The 20,070-nt window shown below is 64.8% G+C and carries 20 protein-coding genes; 11 read left to right on the forward strand and 9 right to left on the reverse strand.

Going from position 1 to position 20,070, the window contains the following annotated elements; translation table 11 throughout:
* Nucleotides 1-11: 11 nt before the first annotated feature.
* The 3 genes from ACHIRB_RS28995 to ACHIRB_RS29005 all read right to left on the reverse strand — a co-directional run bounded on the left by ACHIRB_RS28995 (nt 12) and on the right by ACHIRB_RS29005 (nt 3,208).
* Complete coding sequence (locus ACHIRB_RS28995; protein ID WP_395115619.1) at nt 12-1,490, reverse strand: DEAD/DEAH box helicase; 1,479 nt, start codon at nt 1,488-1,490, stop codon at nt 12-14.
* 302 nt (nt 1,491-1,792) lie between these two features.
* Nucleotides 1,793-2,740, reverse strand: a complete 948-nt coding sequence (locus ACHIRB_RS29000; protein ID WP_395115538.1) for a M56 family metallopeptidase — start codon at nt 2,738-2,740, stop codon at nt 1,793-1,795.
* A 51-nt stretch (nt 2,741-2,791) separates the two neighbouring features.
* Nucleotides 2,792-3,208, reverse strand: a complete 417-nt coding sequence (locus ACHIRB_RS29005) for a BlaI/MecI/CopY family transcriptional regulator (RefSeq protein ID WP_395115539.1) — start codon at nt 3,206-3,208, stop codon at nt 2,792-2,794.
* Between the two features lie 150 nt (nt 3,209-3,358).
* On the opposite strand from ACHIRB_RS29005, the gene ACHIRB_RS29010 reads away from it, so the two are divergent.
* Nucleotides 3,359-4,660, forward strand: a complete 1,302-nt coding sequence (locus ACHIRB_RS29010; RefSeq protein ID WP_395115540.1) for an alpha/beta hydrolase-fold protein — start codon at nt 3,359-3,361, stop codon at nt 4,658-4,660.
* Nucleotides 4,661-4,770: 110 nt separating this feature from the next.
* Nucleotides 4,771-7,266: a bifunctional lysylphosphatidylglycerol flippase/synthetase MprF gene (locus ACHIRB_RS29015; RefSeq protein WP_395124434.1), complete on the forward strand. Its 2,496-nt coding sequence runs from the start codon at nt 4,771-4,773 to the stop codon at nt 7,264-7,266.
* Nucleotides 7,267-7,277: 11 nt separating this feature from the next.
* On the opposite strand, the gene ACHIRB_RS29020 is transcribed toward ACHIRB_RS29015, so the two are convergent.
* From ACHIRB_RS29020 to ACHIRB_RS29030, 3 genes are read right to left on the reverse strand one after another with little or no spacing between them, the layout of a single operon-like run.
* Nucleotides 7,278-8,105 (reverse strand): ABC transporter ATP-binding protein, encoded by an 828-nt coding sequence (locus tag ACHIRB_RS29020; protein ID WP_395115541.1) that lies wholly within the window; start codon nt 8,103-8,105, stop codon nt 7,278-7,280.
* Nucleotides 8,102-9,166: a FecCD family ABC transporter permease gene (locus ACHIRB_RS29025; RefSeq protein WP_395115542.1), complete on the reverse strand. Its 1,065-nt coding sequence runs from the start codon at nt 9,164-9,166 to the stop codon at nt 8,102-8,104. Before ACHIRB_RS29025 ends, ACHIRB_RS29020 begins: the two co-directional genes overlap by 4 nt.
* Nucleotides 9,163-10,626: a FecCD family ABC transporter permease gene (locus ACHIRB_RS29030; RefSeq protein WP_395124402.1), complete on the reverse strand. Its 1,464-nt coding sequence runs from the start codon at nt 10,624-10,626 to the stop codon at nt 9,163-9,165. Before ACHIRB_RS29030 ends, ACHIRB_RS29025 begins: the two co-directional genes overlap by 4 nt.
* A 59-nt stretch (nt 10,627-10,685) precedes the next feature.
* On the opposite strand from ACHIRB_RS29030, the gene ACHIRB_RS29035 reads away from it, so the two are divergent.
* From ACHIRB_RS29035 to ACHIRB_RS29075, 9 genes are all read left to right on the forward strand, one after another.
* On the forward strand, nt 10,686-11,405 hold the full coding sequence (locus tag ACHIRB_RS29035; protein ID WP_395115544.1) for a hypothetical protein: 720 nt from the start codon (nt 10,686-10,688) through the stop codon (nt 11,403-11,405).
* A gap of 242 nt (nt 11,406-11,647) precedes the next feature.
* Nucleotides 11,648-12,073, forward strand: a complete 426-nt coding sequence (locus ACHIRB_RS29040; protein WP_395115545.1) for a PaaI family thioesterase — start codon at nt 11,648-11,650, stop codon at nt 12,071-12,073.
* A 66-nt stretch (nt 12,074-12,139) separates the two neighbouring features.
* The gene (locus ACHIRB_RS29045; protein WP_395124403.1) at nt 12,140-12,442 is read left to right on the forward strand and encodes an urease subunit gamma; all 303 of its coding nucleotides are present in this window, start codon (nt 12,140-12,142) and stop codon (nt 12,440-12,442) included.
* Nucleotides 12,443-12,453: 11 nt separating this feature from the next.
* Nucleotides 12,454-12,786, forward strand: a complete 333-nt coding sequence (locus ACHIRB_RS29050) for an urease subunit beta (RefSeq protein WP_395115547.1) — start codon at nt 12,454-12,456, stop codon at nt 12,784-12,786.
* Nucleotides 12,783-14,504, forward strand: coding sequence for an urease subunit alpha (locus tag ACHIRB_RS29055; protein WP_395124404.1), 1,722 nt, complete (start codon nt 12,783-12,785; stop codon nt 14,502-14,504). Before ACHIRB_RS29050 ends, ACHIRB_RS29055 begins: the two co-directional genes overlap by 4 nt.
* A 5-nt stretch (nt 14,505-14,509) precedes the next feature.
* On the forward strand, nt 14,510-15,139 hold the full coding sequence (locus tag ACHIRB_RS29060) for an urease accessory protein UreF (RefSeq protein ID WP_395124405.1): 630 nt from the start codon (nt 14,510-14,512) through the stop codon (nt 15,137-15,139).
* 36 nt (nt 15,140-15,175) lie between these two features.
* Nucleotides 15,176-15,853, forward strand: a complete 678-nt coding sequence (ureG, locus tag ACHIRB_RS29065; protein WP_199702101.1) for an urease accessory protein UreG — start codon at nt 15,176-15,178, stop codon at nt 15,851-15,853.
* Nucleotides 15,846-16,517, forward strand: a complete 672-nt coding sequence (locus ACHIRB_RS29070) for an urease accessory protein UreD (protein WP_395124406.1) — start codon at nt 15,846-15,848, stop codon at nt 16,515-16,517. The genes ureG and ACHIRB_RS29070 overlap by 8 nt, the downstream gene beginning before the upstream one ends.
* On the forward strand, nt 16,514-16,945 hold the full coding sequence (locus tag ACHIRB_RS29075) for an ArsR/SmtB family transcription factor (protein ID WP_395115551.1): 432 nt from the start codon (nt 16,514-16,516) through the stop codon (nt 16,943-16,945). Before ACHIRB_RS29070 ends, ACHIRB_RS29075 begins: the two co-directional genes overlap by 4 nt.
* Here the strand turns inward: ACHIRB_RS29075 and ACHIRB_RS29080 are convergent, their stop codons facing one another.
* The 3 genes from ACHIRB_RS29080 to ACHIRB_RS29090 all read right to left on the reverse strand — a co-directional run bounded on the left by ACHIRB_RS29080 (nt 16,946) and on the right by ACHIRB_RS29090 (nt 20,065).
* Nucleotides 16,946-18,412: an FAD-dependent oxidoreductase gene (locus ACHIRB_RS29080; RefSeq protein ID WP_395124407.1), complete on the reverse strand. Its 1,467-nt coding sequence runs from the start codon at nt 18,410-18,412 to the stop codon at nt 16,946-16,948.
* A gap of 133 nt (nt 18,413-18,545) precedes the next feature.
* Nucleotides 18,546-19,340, reverse strand: a complete 795-nt coding sequence (locus tag ACHIRB_RS29085; protein ID WP_395124408.1) for a helix-turn-helix domain-containing protein — start codon at nt 19,338-19,340, stop codon at nt 18,546-18,548.
* 53 nt (nt 19,341-19,393) lie between these two features.
* Nucleotides 19,394-20,065, reverse strand: a complete 672-nt coding sequence (locus ACHIRB_RS29090) for a TetR/AcrR family transcriptional regulator (RefSeq protein WP_395124409.1) — start codon at nt 20,063-20,065, stop codon at nt 19,394-19,396.
* Nucleotides 20,066-20,070 lie beyond the last annotated feature (5 nt).

Here is a 20,070-nt window from a genome sequence, read left to right on the forward strand (position 1 = left end):
AGGTCGAGACGCTATACGGTGCGCCGATCACGACGCTCGAAACCGCCGTAAGAGCCGGAATCGGCACGACCACGGAAGCCGCCCGACGTCGAACCGGTACGAGGTGCATCCGCACGAGCCGGATCGCGACGCGGTGCATGGGGTGCATGCGGTGCGGCCGGTGCGTGGGGAGCGGCCTCGCGGCGCGGCGAGTACTCGCGACGCGGACCACGATCGGTCGTGCGGTCGCCCCGGTATCCGGTGCTTTCGCGGCGCGGTCCGCGGGAGCGGCTGTCGTAGCCACCTTCGCGACGGCCACCGCGGACGGTTGGCTCCGGAATCGGCTCGCCACTCGGCTGCTGTGCTCCGGTGATCGAGGCCAATTCGGTCGAACCCGGTGCGACGGGAACGAGCTGCGCCTTGACGCCGGCCATGGACGTCAACTTGCGCATCATGTTTCGCTGGTTCGGAAGCACGATCGCGACGACGGTGCCCTTCTCGCCTGCGCGTGCCGTGCGACCGGCGCGGTGCAGGTAGTCCTTGTGGTCGGCCGGGGGATCGACGTGGACGACGAGGTCGATGCCGTCGACGTGGATGCCGCGGGCTGCGACATCGGTTGCGACGAGTACGGGGGTGCGGCCGTTCTTGAAGCGCTCGAGGACGCGGGTCCGCTGGTTCTGTGCCTTGCCGCCGTGCAGCGCCTCGGCCGGAATGCCAAGTGCACGAAGTCGATCCGTGATGCCCTCGCAGCCGAGCTTGGTGCGGGCGAACATGATCGTGCGGCCCGAGCGGGCGCCGATCTCGGCCAGGACCTTGTCCTTGTTGCCACGATCGACGAGCAGGACGTAGTGGTCCATCGTGTCGACACTCGCGCGGCCGTCTTCGGTCGAATGCTGCACGTGGTCGGGCAGGAACTGGCGAACGAGCGACTGGACCTCACGGTCGAGCGTCGCCGAGAACAGCAGGCGCTGACCGTCGGAGCGGGTCTGGCCGAGGATCTCGCGAACCTCGGGCAGGAAGCCCATGTCGGCCATCTGGTCGGCTTCGTCGAGCGCGGTGATTTCGATCGAGTCGAGCACGCAGGTGTTCTGACGCATGTGGTCGCCGAGGCGGCCAGGCGTTGCGACAAGGATGTCGACGCCGCGGCGCAACTGGTCGACCTGCTTGTTGAACGGTGTGCCGCCGACAGCTGCACGCACGGTAAGGCCGAGCGCAGTTGCGTAGGGAGACAAGGAATCTACGACCTGGAACGCGAGCTCGCGGGTCGGGACGAGTACCAGTGCACGCGGTCGCTTGGCGGCCGGACGGTCGGTGTGGCGAGCAAGTCGCGCAAGCATCGGCAGACCGAACGCGAGGGTCTTGCCGGAACCGGTCTGTGCGCGGCCGAGGACGTTGATACCGGCGATCGCGTCGGGAAGTGCCTTCGCCTGGATCGGCGAAGGAACGGTGATGGAGTTGCGCGCAAGTGCGGCGACAACAGGCTCGGGAAGGCCGAGCTGGGCGAACGTCAGCGCGACGGCGTCGCTCGAAGCGACGTCATCGGCGGCAACAATATTTTGGGCAGGGTCATTCAGGGCAGCGTTGGACACGCAGTAAAACCTCTCCGGACATAGGGCACGTCGCGGAGCGGTAGCTGTCGATGCAGCACGCACAAAGGGACGAGCCAGGGCACGGCTCACCGGTTTCCGCTTTGCAGAGGATCGGGCGATGCGCCACTTGATTCAATCGGCCACTCTGGCGGCCGTTATCGAGTGTACGCGATTCCACCCGTCGATAACGATTCCGCGAACGTGACGTGGACTACTCCGGCAGGTCAGGCGGTGAACAACCGTTTGATCTCGACCAGCCATGGCACGGCTACGGCGATGGTCGGGATCACCAGAATGGCTGCCGAAGCGGTGTAGGCGGCCAACGCAATTCGCACATCACCGGCTGGGCCGCTGAGCCGCTGCACGCGTATGAGTGTGTGGGGTCCGCCTGCTGCAAGCGCACCGTCGGGGGCTGCTGACCCGGCGCAGGCGACCAACGCGCGCGCGAGGGGAGTCGGACCGGTGACCTTCACGGCGGAGTCGTCGGCGAGAAGCTCGACGAGCAACGTCACCGATCCGAGCGCCGACCCGCTGCGCACGAACCGGGGAAAAGCCTCGTGCACTGCCGTGAAGGCTTCGAGAACCAGATCGTGACGCGCGCGCAGATGCGACCGTTCGTGGGTGAGCACAGCCTTGAGCTCGGACTCGTCGAGGCTGGCGAATGTGCCTTCGCTCAACACAACTCGTCGGCGGAGGCCCGGCAGGCAGTAGGCGATGGGTTCGGTGGCTTCGAGGACGCGGATGTCGGCGGAGTGCACGCGGGTCGAGTCGTTCGCGCTGCGGTCGAGTAGGTCTACAAGCATGCGATGCCTGGCACGTCGGCGCCGGGTGAGCACCCCGACCCGCAGAACCGCGTAGATGAGACGAGCGCCGACGAGCAGGGTGAGGGCGAATACGACGACGTAGATCGTCCAGAGTGGGAGGCCGAGCGCGTCGATCTCTTTGGTCGGTGATGTGGTCGGACGGCCGTTCGCGCCGGGCACGAGGAGTTCGCTAGCAATTGCCAAGCCGGACCCGAATGCCGAAAGTACTGCGCCGAGACCGATCGCCTGCCAGAGCACGAGCGCTGCCCGCGGCGCCCGGTAAGGCCATGTTGCGCGAGCGAGCAACGCCGGTGCGGGACCTGCCAGCAACAGTGCAAGGAGGCCGAAAACCGGCGCGGCGATGTTCATCGGGTGACAGTGTTCCCTACGAAGTCTCCCGGATTCGAGGAATCAGCAGGTTCACGGCGCATGACTGCTGCTCTTGTCGATGTTCGGCGGGGCCTTCGCTGCTTCGGACTTTTCGAGTTCGGCAAGAGCCTCGCGCAATGCAGCGGCCTCGTCAGCGCCGACCTGACCGACGAAATGTACGAGCGCTGCCGCTCGGCCACTCGATTCCGCCTGTTGCAGTGCGTCGACCATCAGGCTCGCCACCAATTCGTCACGCCCCGATACGGGTGCGTACCGGTGCGCGCGGTCGTCGCGCTCCTGGGTCACGAGATCCTTCTTCGCGAGACGCTGTAGCACCGTCATCACCGTTGTGTACGCGAGTTCACGTTTTGCAGCGAGCGCCTCGTGTACCTGACGTACCGTCTGCGGTTCGCTCGTCGACCACAGATGATCCATAACAGCCCGTTCGAGCTCACCGAGTACAGCCATCCGAAAAGTGTACGGCGACTCCGACACAAATGCGTACTACACACCGTCGTACGTAGAAAGCGCTGGATGTGGTATTCCTCATACTTGCGTCACGGCGTCGATCACGGGCTCCAGCGGGTGGCCCGAAGAACCTTTTACGAGGGGGCAGGGTTGGAACGGCTCGAGCAGTTGTCGTTGGTTACGGGAGCCTTGCCGTTGGTACTCACCGCGCTCGGCGCGCTCGGCGCCTGCTGGTTGCTCTTCGGCGGACGAACGCACTCGAGGCGCGCAGTGCCCATCGGAACGACGGCGGCTCTCGTGTTGACGGTCGTCCTCTACATCGTCGTCGAAAAGGTGTGGCATCCGTTCCCGGATCCGATCGTAGACGGAGTCTACGCCTGGATCGGGATCGGCGTAGCCGGCCTCGTTCTCCTCGTGCCGCGTATGCGGCGATCGACCCGCTGGATCGGCCGCATCGTGACTGTCCTCGCAGCCGTGGCTCTCGTCGTCACGGCAGGCGTCCAGATCAATCGGGTGTACGGGCAGTACCCGACGATTGCCGACGCGCTCGGTCTTCCCGACTCGAATCGCATCGACTTCGCAAATTTGCCAGGCCCGACCGGGCGGACCGTCGACGGGACGCCGCTCGACTCGGTCTGGAAGGCGCCGCAGAATCTACCGAGCGCAGGCAGGGTCACCTCCGCGGCCATCCCGGGTGCGAAGTCGGGGTTTGCCGCCCGCGATGCTCAGCTCTATCTCCCGCCGGCGTACTTTGTCGATCCGCGGCCACTGTTGCCCGTGCTGGTGCTGCTCACAGGCCAACCAGGCGACCCGAGGGACTGGTTTTCCGCAGGCAAGCTCGCCGTGACGATGGACGACTTCGCGAAAGAGCACGGTGGACTCGCACCGATCGTCGTGATCGCGGACGGACTCGGCAGCGAACTCGCCAATCCACTGTGTATGGACTCGAAACTCGGCAACGCGGGGTCCTACCTCGGGGTCGACGTACCGGCGTGGACGAAGGCGAACCTGCAGGTGAATCCGGACCCGAGGGCATGGGCAATCGCCGGTCTTTCCTACGGCGGAACCTGCGCGTTGCAAATGGCGACAAACTACCCAGACGTTTATCCGACATTTATCGACATGTCGGGTCAGACTGAGCCGACACTCGGCGATCGACAGCGCACCGTCGATGCAGCCTTCGGTGGCGACGAATCGGCATACGACAAGGTCAACCCGGCAAATCTGATGGCATCGCGCACGTACCCGAACTCCGCGGGGGTTTTCGTGGTCGGCAGCGACGACAAAGATTTCAGATCAGGACAGCAGGCGATGTACGACAAGGCAAAAGCAGCCGGGATGGACGTCCTGTACGTCGAACTGCCCGGCGGGCACAGTTGGGCGGTGTGGCAGCCGGGACTTCGGACTCAGCTGGGTTGGCTGGCACACCGATTGGGGCTGACCGCATCATGAGCGCGACAACACCGACCGAACCGGCCGAAGCTGCCGATCCCAGACGCACCCTGCGCGATATGTCGCGCGCGGCACTGGAATCGGCGAACCGATACTGGCAGCCGATCGTCATGACGATGCGTTTCGGCGCGCGTGGTGCCCCCGTCAGCATGGGTGCACTCGTGCTGCTGTGGGTGCTTGCACTCGTCACCGGCAGCGTGTGGCGGCAGTCGGAGTACGTCGTTCGTCATTTCGCTGTCGGCATCGTTCCATTCGAGCACTGGCGGATCTGGACACCGCTCAGCGCGGGTCTCTGGGCACCAACACTTTTCGGCTATCTCGGGGCGACCGTTCTGATCTTCTTCGTCGCCGCACCCATCGAACGAAAGATCGGGTCCACACGGTTCGCGATCGCCGCGGTGTCGACACAGATTCTCGGCGCACTGCTCGGACTCGGGCTGGCGGTGGCGGCCAAGTTGTTCGACGAGAGCTGGGGCTTCCGCCTGCACGTCGGTACGGCTCTCGGGCCGACCACCTGGATCGTCGGTGTCGCGATGGTCGCGAGTTCGCGGATGGACACCCTGTGGCGCAGGCGTATTCGTGTAGGTCTGATCGCTCTGCTGCTGACCCTCTTCCTGTTCGGCGGTCACCTGCAGGACGTGATCAGGCTGGCGGCTGCCTTCGTCGGGCTTGTGCTCGGTCCATGGATCGTCGGTAGGTCCTCGCGCGGGAAGGTGACGACAGGAACTCGCCGTGAAGGCCGGGTGCTCGTTGCGATCATCGTCGCCGCGAGTGCACTCGGACCTGCGTTGGCTGCGCTGTCGCCCAACGCAATCGGACCTTTTGCCGTGCTGCGAGAATTGTTCAGAGGCATTGCGTACACCACCGAAGAAGTCCGCGATATCTGCGACGCCACACCCGGCTCGCTCGACTGCAGGCGCGGGGAACTCGAGCTGCGACTCGGCGGTGTCGGACCAACAATTCTGTCGCTGATGCCGTCGTTGTTCCTGCTTGTCGTCAGTGACGGACTGCGTCGGGGGAGGCGCTTCGCCTGGTTTGCCGCCGTCGCCGGTCAGGTTCTGTTGCTTGCGATGTCGCTGCTGAACTACGTCAACAGGTTCGTCGGTGCCGACGAATCCGATTGGGTCTTCTACGATTTCGAATCAGCGACCGCCTACCGGACCATTGTGCCGTTCCTGACCCCGTTGGCGGTCCTCGTCGTTCTCGTCGCAACGCGCCGCTTCTTCGACGTTCGTGCACCACGCGGTACGTATACCCGGCTGGCTGCCGTCATGGCCGCGCTCACGGCCGGTCTCGCCGCGATCTACGTGCTCGGCGGACTCGCCGCACGCAACGCGTTCGATCACACACCGACGCTGAGCGGTCTGCTCGCGGATTTCCCCGAACGGTTGATTCCGCCCGTCTACCTGCAGTGGCTCGATCCGCGGTTCCTTCCGGACGGTGCTGTTGCGACGTTCCTCTACGAGTGGACCGGCGTTGCCTTCTGGCTGGTCGCCTCGGTGCTCGTACTCGGAACGTTCCTCGTCCCCGCCTACGGCGCCGAGACGGACGCGACCGGACGCGCCCGAGAGTTGTTGCGGCGCAGCGGTGGTACCGCTCTGTCGTGGATGACGACGTGGCGAGGCAACAGGTACTGGTTCGCCGCCGACGGCGCCAGTTTCGTGGCCTACCGCGTCGTCGGTGGGGTCGCGATCACAACGGGCGATCCGGTGGGGCCGCGAGACCGCTTGCGTGACAATGTCGTCGCCTTCGCCGAGTTCGCGTCGTCGAGCGGGTGGTCGCTCTGCTACTACTCGGTGAGTGTCGAACTGAAGGAGATCGCGGACGACCTCGGTTGGGGCGCAATCCAGGTCGCCGAGGAGACGGTGCTCGACCTGACGAAACTGGCATTCACCGGCAAGCGCTTCCAGGACGTCCGTACGTCGATCAACCGGGCGAAGAAGTCGGGTGTCGAAGCCGAGTGGACGACCTTCCACACTGCGCCGATCGAGATTCGCGACCAGATCGTGGCGATCTCCGAAGAGTGGGTGGCCGACAAGGGAATGCCCGAAATGGGCTTCACACTCGGCGGTCTCGACGAGGTCGACGATGTCGAGGTGCGCTGCCTCATCGCTGTCGACGCCGACCGTCATGTGCACGGTGTGACGTCGTGGCTTCCCGTCTACCGCGACGGTGTCGTGGTCGGCTGGACGCTCGACTTCATGCGACGCCGCTCCGACGGCTTCCGTCCGACGATGGAATTTCTCATCGCATCCGCCGCGCTGCTGCTCAAAGACGAAGGCGCAGAGTTCGTCAGCCTCTCCGGCGCACCGCTCGCCAAGGTCGGCGATGCCGCCTCGCAGGATGCGTTGCCCGCTCCCGATGCGTTGACGGGCGCACTCGATCGTTTGCTCGAAGTGCTCGGCGCCGCACTGGAACCCGTGTACGGATTCCGCTCGTTGCTCGCGTTCAAATCGAAGTTCCAGCCGGACTACGTGCCGATGTACATGGTCTTCGCCGACCCGGCCGCGCTGCCGAGCATCGGCAACGCGATCGGTCGCGCATATCTGCCGGAGGTATCGCTCGGGCAGGGTATGAAGCTGGTACGGACGATCATCGATCGCTAGCCGAGGTTCAGTTACACCGTGGATTTGGGTCCGCCGACCGCGCCGTACACATGCCTCGTGCCGATCGGAACGATCAGCGGTCGATCGGAGACGGGGTCTTCGATGACGGTTGCGTCGAGCCCGAAAACGCGCTTCAGCAATTCTGCGGAGACGACGTCCTTCGGCGGACCCGAAGCGACGATGCGTCCTTCCGCCATCACGATGAGTTGGTCGCTGTAGCGGATCGCGAGGTTGAGGTCGTGCAGCACCATCACGACGGTACGGCCGAGCTCCTCGTGCAGGTGGTCGACGAGGTCGAGGACGTCGATCGAATGGGCGAGGTCGAGATAGGTCGTCGGCTCGTCGAGCAAGAGAATGTCCGTGCCCTGCGCGAGTGCCATCGAAATCCAGGCCCGCTGGCGTTGTCCGCCGGACAGTTCGTCGATCGGTCGCTTGGCCAGATCTGCGATACCGGTCAGCTCGAGTGCCTCGGTGACCTCGCGCTCGTCGTCTCCGGACCACTGTCGGATCCAGGACTGATGTGGATGTCGGCCGCGCGCAACGAGATCGGCGACCGTGAGGCCTTCGGGAGCGATCGGGGTCTGTGGCAGGACGCCGAGGATTCGTGCGACGTCGCGGGATTTCATCGACGAGATGGCTTTGCCGTCGAGCAGCACCTTGCCTGCGCTCGGTCGGAGCAATCGTCCGAGGGAGCGCAGCAGGGTGGATTTACCGCAACCGTTCGGGCCGATGACGGTTGTTATGACGCCGGTCATCACCTCGAGGTCGAGGCCTTCGACGACCGTGCGGTCGCCGTAGCCGAGGGTGACGTCGACAGCCGCCAATCGAGTGCGGGTCATATCGACGCCTTCCGGTTGTTGCGTACGAGCAGGTAGAGCAAGAACGGGCCGCCGAGCGCTGCGGTGACGATGCCGACGGGAAGACTTATGGGGAGCAGCGTACGGGCGATGATGTCGCTTGCGAGGACAAGAACACCGCCGACCAGGGCCGAACCGACGATCGGCTCGCCTGGAGTGCGTAATAGTCGACGTGCAATCTGCGGTGAGGCGAGTGCGACGAACCCGATCGGTCCGCTGGCGGCGGTTGCCAGTCCAGCGAGTGCGACAGCGGAGAGCAGGACGACGCCTTGCCTGGCCTGCAGGCGCACACCGAGGGAGCGGGCCTTGTCGTCGCCGAACCGCAGCGTCGCCATGGCGGGTGCAGAGATCAGGGCGACGACGCCGAAGACGACGACGCCGATCGCGGTCGTCCGTACGTTGCTCCACCCCGCTTGATCGAGCGATCCGGTCAGCCAGAGCTGAATGGTGGCGACGTCGTAGGTGTTCGCTTTGACGAACAGCCACCCGACCATGGCAAGCATCATCGCGTTGGTGCCGATGCCGATCAGGACGAGTCGATAGCCTTCGACGGCGCCCTGCCAGGCGAGCAGGTAGATCGCGCCCGCGGTGACGAATCCGCCGACCAGCGCCGCTGTGGGTACGCCGATGCCTACGCCTGCGCCGAACCCGACGATCAAGCCGACCGCTCCTACGCTTGCGCCGGCAGTGATCCCGAGGATGTCCGGGCTGGCCAGCGGATTGCGCAGAACGGATTGCGTTATCGCGCCCGAGATTCCGAGCGCGATGCCGACGAGAAGCCCGACGAGTGCGCGGGGGAGTCGAACGTCGTTGACGATGAATCGTTGCGATCTGGTTCCGGCGCCGCCGAGTGCGTCGATGACCTGGCCGACACTCAACGAGAGCTCGCCACGTCCGATGTCCACACAGAAGAGCAGCAACAGCAGCGCGAGCAGAACGATGTTGACGAAGATCATCCACGGGCGAACGACGACCGATACGGGTCCGACTCGTACAGCTCGTCGGGTGACGGGCTTGGTGGTCTTGGCGACCTCGGTGGTCATACGCTCACCAACTTCCGGCGGCGCACGAGTGCGACGAAGAAGGGTCCGCCGACCAGTGCGAGCACGATACCGACCTGCAGTTCGCCTGGGCGTACAACCACGCGGCCGACCACGTCGGCGAGGACGACAAGTAGTCCACCGAGCAGTCCGGCGTACGGGACGAGCCAGCGGTAGTCGGGTCCGGTGATGGTTCGCGCGACGTGCGGAACGACAAGACCGAGAAACGCTATCGGCCCGCAGGCGGCCGTCGCGGCACCGCACAGCAGGGTGATGGCCACGATGCCCATCGTTCGGTTGAGGGCGACGTTCGTTCCGAGCGACCGCGCAACGTCGTCGCCGAGACTGAGGACGTTGAGACCGGACGTTCCGGCGAAGGCGATCACAAGTCCGACGATGACGAAAGGCAGGATCTGCCAGAAGACGGACGTGTCGCGACCGGCGATCTCGCCGACGACCCAGAAGCGGTAGGCCTCCAGCGCGTTCCCGTCGAGCAGTACGACCGCGTTCGTCATGGCTTGCAGGAAGAATGCGACCGCTGCTCCGGCGAGGGCGAGGGTCAGCGGTGTGGCGCTGCCTTTGCCGATCGAGGCCGCGCCGAAGACGATCACACTCGCACCGAAAGAACCGACGAATGCGAACCAGATGTACTCGCTCGGCGCGTTGAGCGAGAACAGATGAATGGCGACGACGACGGCGAATGCGGCGCCGCCGTTGAGTCCGAGCAGTCCGGCGTCGGCGAGTGGATTTCTGGTGTGGCCCTGTATGAACGCGCCGGCAACACCGAGCGCGATACCGACGAGGAGCCCGAGCATCGTCCTCGGCACCCGCAACGCACTTACTATCTCGTCGGCCGCAGTGCCCGTCGGGGTGAAGACGGCGTGCCACACTTCGCCGATCGTCAGTGGCTGCGCGCCGATTGCGATGCTGACCAGACCGACCGCACACAGCAGGCCTGCGAGCACGGTAAGGCCGCCGAGCCTGCGTTTGCGGGTCGCGCCGATCGAATCGTCGCGGGGGAGCGGGGAGAAACCGTCGTCCATCGCGTGTCGCTCCGCGACGACTTCGACGCCTGCCCGGTTGCCTGTCGACAACGCTGTCGACAGCGCCGTGCGGTGTCCGATCGGAGCGCCGCTTGTGGAGTCACGAATTACCAACCCGGTCGCGGCTTTTCCGAGACTTTGGCCGGCGTCGCCGTCGCGGAAGCCCCTGTTCCACACGAAGAGTGCGCCCGCACTCAGTAGCGCGATCGAGCCGAATACGGCACGGTCCGCGGTCCCGCCGTTGTCGACGCGGAGGGCTTGCACGATCAGAAAGCCGATCACGAGGGGGGCGCAGATCACAACTGCGTCGATTGCCGCCGCTGTGTAGCGAAGACGCCGAGGTACGGGGCCACGATCGGTCACGTCGGCGGGCTTCTCCTGCAAATCGGGCTGAGGGCAATGCTTCACGTTTGCCCCCATGTCTGGTAAGCCTAACCTATCTTAGAACGGCTACGTCCTTGACTTCGAGGAGGCTTTCCATGCCCACCGCCGCGACCGCATCTCCGGTCGACCGGACGCGCACCGATCGGACCTGTACCGCTTTGGCGGACTCGTGTCACCGGTTGCGCCGCCTCTATCCCGACTACCCACGTGTGTACGCGGTCGCCGCCGTCGCCGACGAGGGTAAACGGCGCTGGTGGAGCTTGCGGGACGGGGTCGAGTCCGGACGCGTCGAGCAGATGTATGCCCGCGCCCGCGGAGAAATGAGCAGTGCCGATTCGGCCGCGGAGGTCGTTGCAACGTCGTTCATCCACGCTGTCGTAGGCCGGGTCGCCGCGTCGATCATCCTCGACGGTCGCGCGTGGGATCCCGGCATCGAGAACCTGTGGATTCACTCCGACAACGACGGCGGAATGGATTGGGCCGGCGTGGTCGACACGACTGTGCGTGCGCTGCCAGGCGATCCATGCGCCGCCGAAAAGGACGTGGTTGTGCTGCCGTGCGAGCAGTCGCTCGGCGTGTGGACCGCACATCGTTGTGTCACATCGCTCGACGCCGTCTACGAAAAGCTCTCCGAATGCACCGAACTCGGCTACCTCCGCTACTGGAGCATCGTGGGCGAAACGATCATCGGCGCCGCGACCTACGTGCCGATTCTTGCCGAGGCAAGTGAAAGCGACGCGCTTCGACGCGGTCAGGGTCTGCTCGACGCGTTCACCACGATCGGTCGACCGGTCCGCAGGCAAAGGGTTGCATAGTTAGGCAAGGCTTGCCTATAGTCATCAGCGGGACGCAATCGGACCGCGCCGGTGTCCAGAGGGCTGCTGAGACCCCCGGTCCTTCCCGCGACGGGCTTCTCGCCGAAAGGCGAGGAGCCCGTCGCTTTGTTGTGGCAGCTTTGTCCGGGCAGCCTCATGGCCGGAAAGCGTTGTCGTGTACATCTGATTGGGGTAGTCACACGATTCTGGAGGACCTCTTGACCGATAGCGCGCAACAAGGCATGAGTGGCATAACACCGGAGAAACTGACGCAGTGGGTCGGCGGTGGATTCGACGGGGTCATCGGACTTCGCTACACCGCGCTGGAGGGCGATTCCGTGCGCGCGCAATGGACCGTCGGCCCCGCCATGCATCAGCCCGCCGGACTTGTCCACGGTGGCGTCTACTGCGCGGTCATCGAATCGGTGGCCAGTGTGGCGGCGGGACTGTGGTTCGGCGAACGCGGCAGCGTCGTCGGCGTGAACAACAACACCGACTTCCTGCGAGCCGTTCGGTCGGGGACTCTCTATGCCGAAGCGACTCCCATTCATCGCGGCAAGACGCAGCAGATCTGGGTCGTGACCATCAAGGACGACGACGACCGACTCTGCGCACGAGGTCAGGTCCGCCTGCAGAACATCAACGGTGAGAAGAAGCTGGGGCAGTAGCGCACTTGCACTGCCGTAGCTCGTAGACCGTGTCAGAATTGCCCCCACCACGCTGGAGGAGAGGGCATGCGACTGTCGCCGCACGAGCAGGAACGACTGCTGCTGAGCTATGCCGCAGAGCTGGCCCGACGCCGCCGCGCGCGTGGTCTGACGCTGAATCATCCTGAGGCGGTGGCAATCATCAGCGATCACGTGCTCGAAGGTGCGCGTGACGGCCGCTCGGTGGCCGAGCTGATGACCTCCGGTCGCGAGGTGCTGACGCGCGCCGACGTGATGGAAGGCGTGCCGGAGATGCTGCACGACGTCCAAGTCGAGGCGACCTTTCCGGATGGCACCAAACTGGTCACCGTCCATCATCCGATCAGCTGAGGGCCGACGACATGATTCCAGGCGAATACTTTTGTGCCGAAGGCGTTATCGAGATCAACGAGGGTGCCGACCGGGTGACGATCGAGGTGGTGAACACCGGGGACCGCCCAGTGCAGATCGGTAGTCACGTGCATTTCCCGCAGGCGAATGCCGCGCTGGACTTCGATCGCGCGGCCGCGCACGGTCGCAGACTCGATATCCCTGCAGGGACCGCTGTTCGGTTCGAACCCGGTCTCGGGCAGTCGGTTTCGCTCGTTCCCCTCGGTGGAACGCGTGAGGTCCACGGTCTGTCGTTGACGCCACCAGGAAAGCTCGACTCGACGGTCGGAGACGTGAAGCCATGACGAGCCTGCCGAGAACTCGCTACGCGCAACTGTTCGGACCGACGACCGGTGACCGAATCAGGTTGGCAGACACCGACCTTCTGATCGAGATCACCGAGGACCGTTCCGGTGGACCCGGGCTCGCCGGTGAAGAGGCGGTGTTCGGCGGCGGCAAGGTGCTTCGCGAATCGATGGGTCAGTCTCGTGCGACGCGCGCAGACGGTGCACCCGACACCGTCATCACCGGTGTCGTCGTCGTGGACCACTGGGGAATCATCAAGGCGGACGTTGGTATTCGCGACGGGCGGATCGTCGCGCTCGGCAAAGCGGGCAACCCCGACACGATGAGCGGGGTCCATCCGGACCTCGTTGTCGGTCCGTCGACGGAGATCATCGCAGGCAACGGCCGCATCCTGACTGCAGGCGCCATCGATTGCCACGTGCACTTCATCTGTCCGCAGATCATGGACGAGGCACTCGGTGCAGGCATCACGACTCTGATGGGTGGCGGCACCGGACCTGCTGAAGGCAGCAAGGCGACCACGGTGACGCCGGGAGCCTGGCACCTCGCGCGGATGTTCGAAGCGACCGACGGCTGGCCGATGAACATCCTGCTGCTCGGCAAGGGCAACACCGTCAGTGCCGGCTCGATGTGGGAGCAACTACGTGCGGGCGCTTCGGGTTTCAAGCTGCACGAGGATTGGGGCTCGACGCCCGCCGCGATCGATGCGTGCCTGACCGTTGCCGAGGCAGCAGGTGTTCAGGCCGCACTGCACTCGGATACGTTGAACGAGGCCGGTTTCGTCGAGGACACTCTCGCTGCCATCGCGGGCCGAGGCATCCATGCCTATCACACCGAGGGTGCGGGCGGTGGCCACGCTCCCGACATCATCACCGTCGCCTCGTACGCGAATATTCTTCCGAGCTCGACGAACCCGACCCGGCCCCACACGGTCAACACACTCGACGAGCACCTCGACATGCTGATGGTCTGCCATCACCTGAGCCCGTCTATCCCCGAAGATCTTGCATTCGCGGAGAGTCGAATTCGTCCGTCCACCATCGCCGCGGAGGACCTGCTGCACGACCTCGGTGCGATCTCCATGATCGGCAGTGACGCGCAGGCGATGGGCCGCATCGGCGAGGTTGTCATGCGGACCTGGCAGACCGCACACGTGATGAAGAAGCGCAGAGGGTCGCTGGCGGGGGACACCAACGCCGACAACGCACGGGTGCAGCGCTACATCGCGAAGTACACGATCTGTCCGGCGGTGGCTCATGGGATCGAGCACGAGGTCGGGTCGGTCGAGGTCGGCAAACTCGCCGATCTCGTGCTGTGGGAGCCTGCTTTCTTCGGGGTTCGCCCGCACGTCGTCATCAAGGGTGGTGCGATCGCATGGGCCGCAATGGGTGATGCGAACGCCTCCATACCGACCCCGCAGCCGGTGCTTCCGCGTCCCATGTTCGGCGCCGCGCCGAAGGTTGCCGCCGCCACCTCCGTGCATTTCGTTTCCGAACAGGCGATCGAAGACGGCCTCGCCGACCGGCTTGCCTGCGAACGCAAGCTCGTTGCAGTCGGCAACGTCCGCAAGCGCGGCAAGGCCGATATGCCGAACAACGATGCGATGCCACGCATCGAAGTCGACCCCGATACGTTCACAGTCCGCATCGACGGTGAGGTTTGGAAAGAGCAGCCGGCGACCGAATTGCCTATGGCACAACGTTATTTCCTGTTCTGAGCCGTATGGGACTTTCAACGCTGTTTGCATTGGCCGATTCGCGGTTGCCGACCGGTGGGCACGTCCACTCCGGTGGTGTGGAAGAGGCGATCACGTCGGGTCTGGTTCGCGACACCGTCACCCTCGACGCGTTTCTGCGCCGCCGCATCAGGACGGGCGGACTGGTCGCGGCCTCGATCGCTGCCGCGGTGTGTGACGGCATGGACGTGGTTGTCGCCGATGCCGAGACGGATGCGCGAACCCCGTCGCCTGCAGCACGGCTCGCATCGCGCGCCCAAGGGCGTGGGATGGTCCGTCTCGCCAAACATTCATGGCCGGAACATGATTGGCCGACGCTCGGCGTGCGACCGCATCAACCCGTCGTCCTCGGCCGGGTCGCTGCGCTCACCGGAGCTTCGGCAACCGAGACGGCGACCGTCGTCGTCTACACAACGATGACTGGCACAGCGACCGCAGCGCAGCGCCTACTGGCACTGGATCCGAGCGACGTCGCGACGCTGACCATTCGGCTCGCCGATCTCTGCGACGCGACAGCGCGCGCCGCGACGGCGACGCTGGCGAGTCTGTCCGATCCGCTGCTCGACGTACTCGCCCAGCGGCACACCGAACGCGAACGACCACTGTTCGCGTCCTGACGAACACGACGAACGACAGTCACGAGGGAGCAGCACATGCCACCGCATCTGATCGACGGTGAACCGCACAGTCACGTCCACGACCGGCCCAAGCGAGTTCGGCAACCGGGGGAGCCGCTGCGCATCGGTATCGGGGGTCCGGTCGGATCCGGCAAGACGGCCCTCGTCGCCGCGCTGTGCCGCCAGCTGCGGGACGAGCTGTCTCTCGCCGTCCTGACCAACGACATCTACACCACCGAGGACGCGGACTTCCTGCGCCGCAATGCGGTTCTGCCGGACGAGCGCATCACGGCCGTGCAGACCGGCGGTTGTCCCCACACCGCGATTCGCGACGACATCACTGCGAACCTCGACGCCATCGACGATCTGATCGAATCGAATCCGCCGCTCGATCTGATCCTCGTCGAATCCGGCGGTGACAACCTGACCGCGACCTTCTCGTCGGGCCTGATCGACGTCCAGATCTTCGTCGTCGACGTCGCGGGCGGCGACAAGGTGCCGCGTAAGGGTGGACCCGGCGTGACGTTCTCGGATCTGTTGGTGGTCAACAAGACCGACCTCGCTCCCATGGTCGGCGCCGACCTCGGGGTGATGGAGCGTGACGCAGTTCGGGTTCGCGAAGGCAGACCGACCGCCCTCATCTCCCTCACCGAGGATCCTGCCGCTACGAAGGTGTTGACCTGGGTGCGCGAACAATTGGCGGCCGTTGTATAGCGAACTTCTCATCGTCGCCGAGCGCGGCCGGCTGCCGCAGATCTCGGGCTTCGGTGCGATCACGGCGAGGATCACCGATCCCGAAACAGTGCATCTCATCGGTGCAGCAGCGACGCCACTCGGCGGGGATCGCATCGACGTCACGGTCCGCGTGCGCGCGGGTGCCCGCTTGCGGGTTCGCTCGGTCGCGGCAGCGATTGCTCTCCCAGGCTCTTCGCAACTCACATCGACCGCGCGGTTGACCCTGTACGTCGCCGACGACGCGTTTCTCGATGTCGACCAGGAACCGATGATCATTGCCGGCGGCGCAGATCATCGGGCGAAAACCGTTGTACGCCTGGCAGCGTCGGCCACAGTTCGCGTTCGCGAACGGGTCCAGTTGGGCCGAACGGGCGAAACCAACGGTCGCTGGCAGGGTGCGCTCGACGCAGATCTCGACAACGGACCCCTACTGCGGCACTGCGTCGAACTAGGTGCGACAACCGCGAGCACCGACGTTATCGACGCACCACAAGCAGCCATCGGCGAACTGCGCTATCCCGATTCTCGGCCCGCCGAACTGTTCGGATTGTCGGCCGCGCGACTGCCTCTCGCGGCGGGCGGCTCGCTATTGACCTGGCTGGGTGCCCGATTGCCGGCGGATCTCGCTACCGTGGAACGGTGAGCGAGCAAACCCCCGAGGATTCGACCCTGTTCGATCCGGAACACGTGGCGCAGGCCCGTGCGGCGATCGCCGCCGCCGACGATCTCGGCCTGTGGGTACGTCGATTCGAACTGCTCGGCGACCCGACCCGGCTACGCATTCTGCTCGGCATGCATCGCTCGCCTGGGATCTGCGTATCGGACCTCGCGGCTGCGCTGTCGATGACCGCGACGGCGGTGTCACAAGCGCTGCGGTTGCTGCGAAACCAAGGGTGGGTCGCGGTCGAGCGGGACGGCAAGAAGATGACGTACCGGTTGGACGACGAGATCGTGCATCGATTGCTGCACGACCTCGGCGCCACCCATGCCACGCCTGGCGTTACCGCTCATACTCACGCGGCGCATACTCACTCGGCTCATACTCACACCGAGCAGTCGCCGCACGACTGATCAGCCTGCTGCTTTGCTTTCGGCCTTTTCCGGCTCGGCTTTGTTCAGCGCGGCCTTCTCGGCTTGAGCTTTGTCGTAGTCGGCCTTCTCCGGGTCCGCGGTCTGGCCCTGTGCGGCGAGTTCCGCAGCCTGCTTCTGGTTGAGTTTCTCCATGGCGGTTCGCGCGTAGACCATCTGCCCGGTGATGGCCATCTGGCCCCGGTTGCGACCGAGGAACGTGATGAACCACGCGACGATCGTTGTGAAGCGGTTCTTGTAGCCGACCAGGTAGAACAGGTGCAGAGCGAGCCAGGAGAGCCAGGCGATGAAGCCTGCCATCTCGAACTTGCCGACCTGGGCAACCGCGTTGAACCGCGACACCGTTGCCATGCTGCCCTTGTCGAAGTACTTGAACGGCTTCCGTGCAGCTGGATCGTCCTTGCCTTCGAGGCCTGCCTTGATCAGCTTGGTCGCGTACTTTGCACCCTGGATCGCGCCCTGCGCCATACCGGGTACGCCCTGCACCGACATGAGATCGCCGACGACGAATACGTTCGGATGGCCCTTGACCGTGAGGTCGGGTTCGACGACGACACGGCCCGCACGGTCGGTCGTCGTGCCGTCGGACTGTTCGGCCAGAAGCTTGCCGAGTGGGCTGGCCTGCACGCCTGCCGACCACACCTTGCATGCCGATTCGATCCGACGCTCGTTGCCGTCTTTGTCCTTGACGGTGAGGCCCATGTAGTCGACGTCCGTGACCATGGCGTTCAGCTGAATTTCGACGCCCATGCTCTCCAGGCGCCCTTGTGCCTTGAGGCCGAGCTTTTCGCCCATCGGCGGCAGCACAGCTGCCGCGGCGTCGAGCAGAATCACGCGGCAATCGCTCGGATCGATGTTTCTGAACGCGCCGTCGAGCGTGCGGTCGGCAAGTTCGGCGATCTGGCCGGCGAGTTCGACACCGGTCGGGCCTGCTCCGACGACGACGAAGGTCAGGCGGCGGTCGCGCTCGGCCTGCGACGTCGTGACTTCTGCGGCCTCGAAGGCACCGAGAATGCGACCGCGCAGCTCGAGGGCGTCGTCGATCGTCTTCATCCCGGGTGCGAAGGTAGCGAAGTGGTCGTTGCCGAAGTACGACTGCTGTGCACCTGCCGCGACGACGAGGCTGTCGAACGGTGTCACCGTGTTCATATCGATCAACTTGGACGTGACGGTGTTGTTCGTCAGGTCGATGTCGGTGACGTCGCCGAGCAGTACCTCGACGTTCTTCTGCTTGCGCAGGATCACGCGGGTGTAAGGAGCGATCTCGCCCTCGGACAGAATTCCCGTTGCAACCTGGTACAGCAGTGGCTGGAACAAGTGGTGCGTCGTCTTCGCGATCAGGGTTACATCGACGTCGGACTTCTTCAGCGCCCTTGCTGCGGTCAAACCGCCGAAGCCCGACCCGATGACAACTACATGATGGCGTGGCTTAGCAGACTTGATGCCCATTCCCTCGCTCCTCGAAGATTCGCTCGCGCACAAAACTGGCGGCCGAAACTGGACGCCCCGCAACAAACCGTAGTCGGCTTCGTCGTGGCCGTCCTGCCAACGTCCAATTCCGGGCGCGAAAGAGGAGGGGATCTCAGCGTCGAAACGCTGCCGTGGTGAACTCGTCGGCGGGGTAGAAGGACTCGATCGCCAACTCGGCGAGCGTCACGTCCAGTGGCGTCCCGAAGACGGTCGTCGTGCTGAAGAAGGCCAGGTCGGGCGAGTTTCCATCCGGCGAGCCTCGAAACCGAACGGGGACGACGAGTGCTCTCGTGTCGTAGGCGCGGTCCATGTCGTCGCCCGGGTACGCGCTGAGTTCCCGGTGCAGTGAACTGAGCTGGGAATCACCGGTTGCTGCGATCTGGTGGGCCAGCCGGTCGAGGATGTGAGCGCGCCACTGGCCGATATTCGCGATCCGCGGCGCCATGCCATCGGGATGCAGGCTGAGGCGGAGCACATTGATCGGTGGTTCGAGCAGGTGTTCCGCGCAACCAGCGGTGAACAGCGCCACGGCCTCGTTGCCGTCGACCATGTTCCAGTGTCTGTCGACGACGATGGCTGGATAGGGGAGATGGCCGTCGAGAATTTTCCGAATTGCGTCCGACACCACTGCCATCGGTAGATCGCTCAGCTGATGCTCCGCGTAGGCCGGCGCGAACCCGCCGGCCAAGAGTAGCGAGTTCTGTTCGCGCAAGGGGATTTCCAGCTGTTCGCTGAGCTTCAGCAACATCGTCCGGGTCGGCTTCGACCGCCCTGTCTCGACGAAGCTGAGGTGGCGAGCCGACACTTCTGTGCGAAGTGCGAGGTCCATTTGGCTCATCCGCCTGCGTTCGCGCCAGTGTCGCAAGAGCACTCCGACCGGTTCCTGCGCCTCGAGAGTGGTGGTCATGAGGTGACGTTAGAACACGAGGGGAAGGGTGGCCATTACCTCGGAGGTAGGCGTCACGCCCGACTATGCGGCACGATCGGACCGCTCACCTGTTCGCCACCGACCGACGCGATTGCGGGCCAGATGAATGCGGTGAGCTGTTCGACGAGTTGGGCGCGGCCGATCGAGCCTGTGGTACTCCAGTCCTCGGCAGCCATCAGCATCGCGCCGACTGTCGCGCACGCCCAGGCGCGAGCAGCGCCGACAGGCAGGACGACGTCGGTGGACCGCATGATCGTCTCGAGGACTGTCGTTGCCCAGTCGGCCGATCGGTTGAACATCGGTCGCTGGCTGCCGGTCGCGTCGTCTGAGTACCAATCCTGCATAAGCAGCGGATGCAACTTCGGGTTCGCTTCGACGAAACTGCAGAAGAGGTCGATCAGTTCGGCGAGCAGCTCCCGTACGGGACGGTGCTGATCGAGAATAATGTTGGCCTGCATGGTGATTCGCTCGGTATGGCGTACGGCCAGGGCATGCACGAGCGCGCGCTGATCGGGGTACATCGCGTAGACGGCCGTTCGTGCGAAGCCGGCTTCGACAGCGATGTCGGAGAACGAGACCGAGGGTCCCGTCCTGGCTATGACCTGCTCCGCGGCATCGAGAAGTTCCTCGCGCCGGACCGCCGCGTCGACGCCGGGACCGGGAGGTCGACCGCGAGGGCGCCGGGTATCGAGATCTCTTGTCACAGATA

Origin of the sequence: Antrihabitans spumae, assembly GCF_043944905.1 — a bacterium.
Classification (GTDB): Bacteria; Actinomycetota; Actinomycetes; order Mycobacteriales; family Mycobacteriaceae; genus Antrihabitans; species Antrihabitans spumae.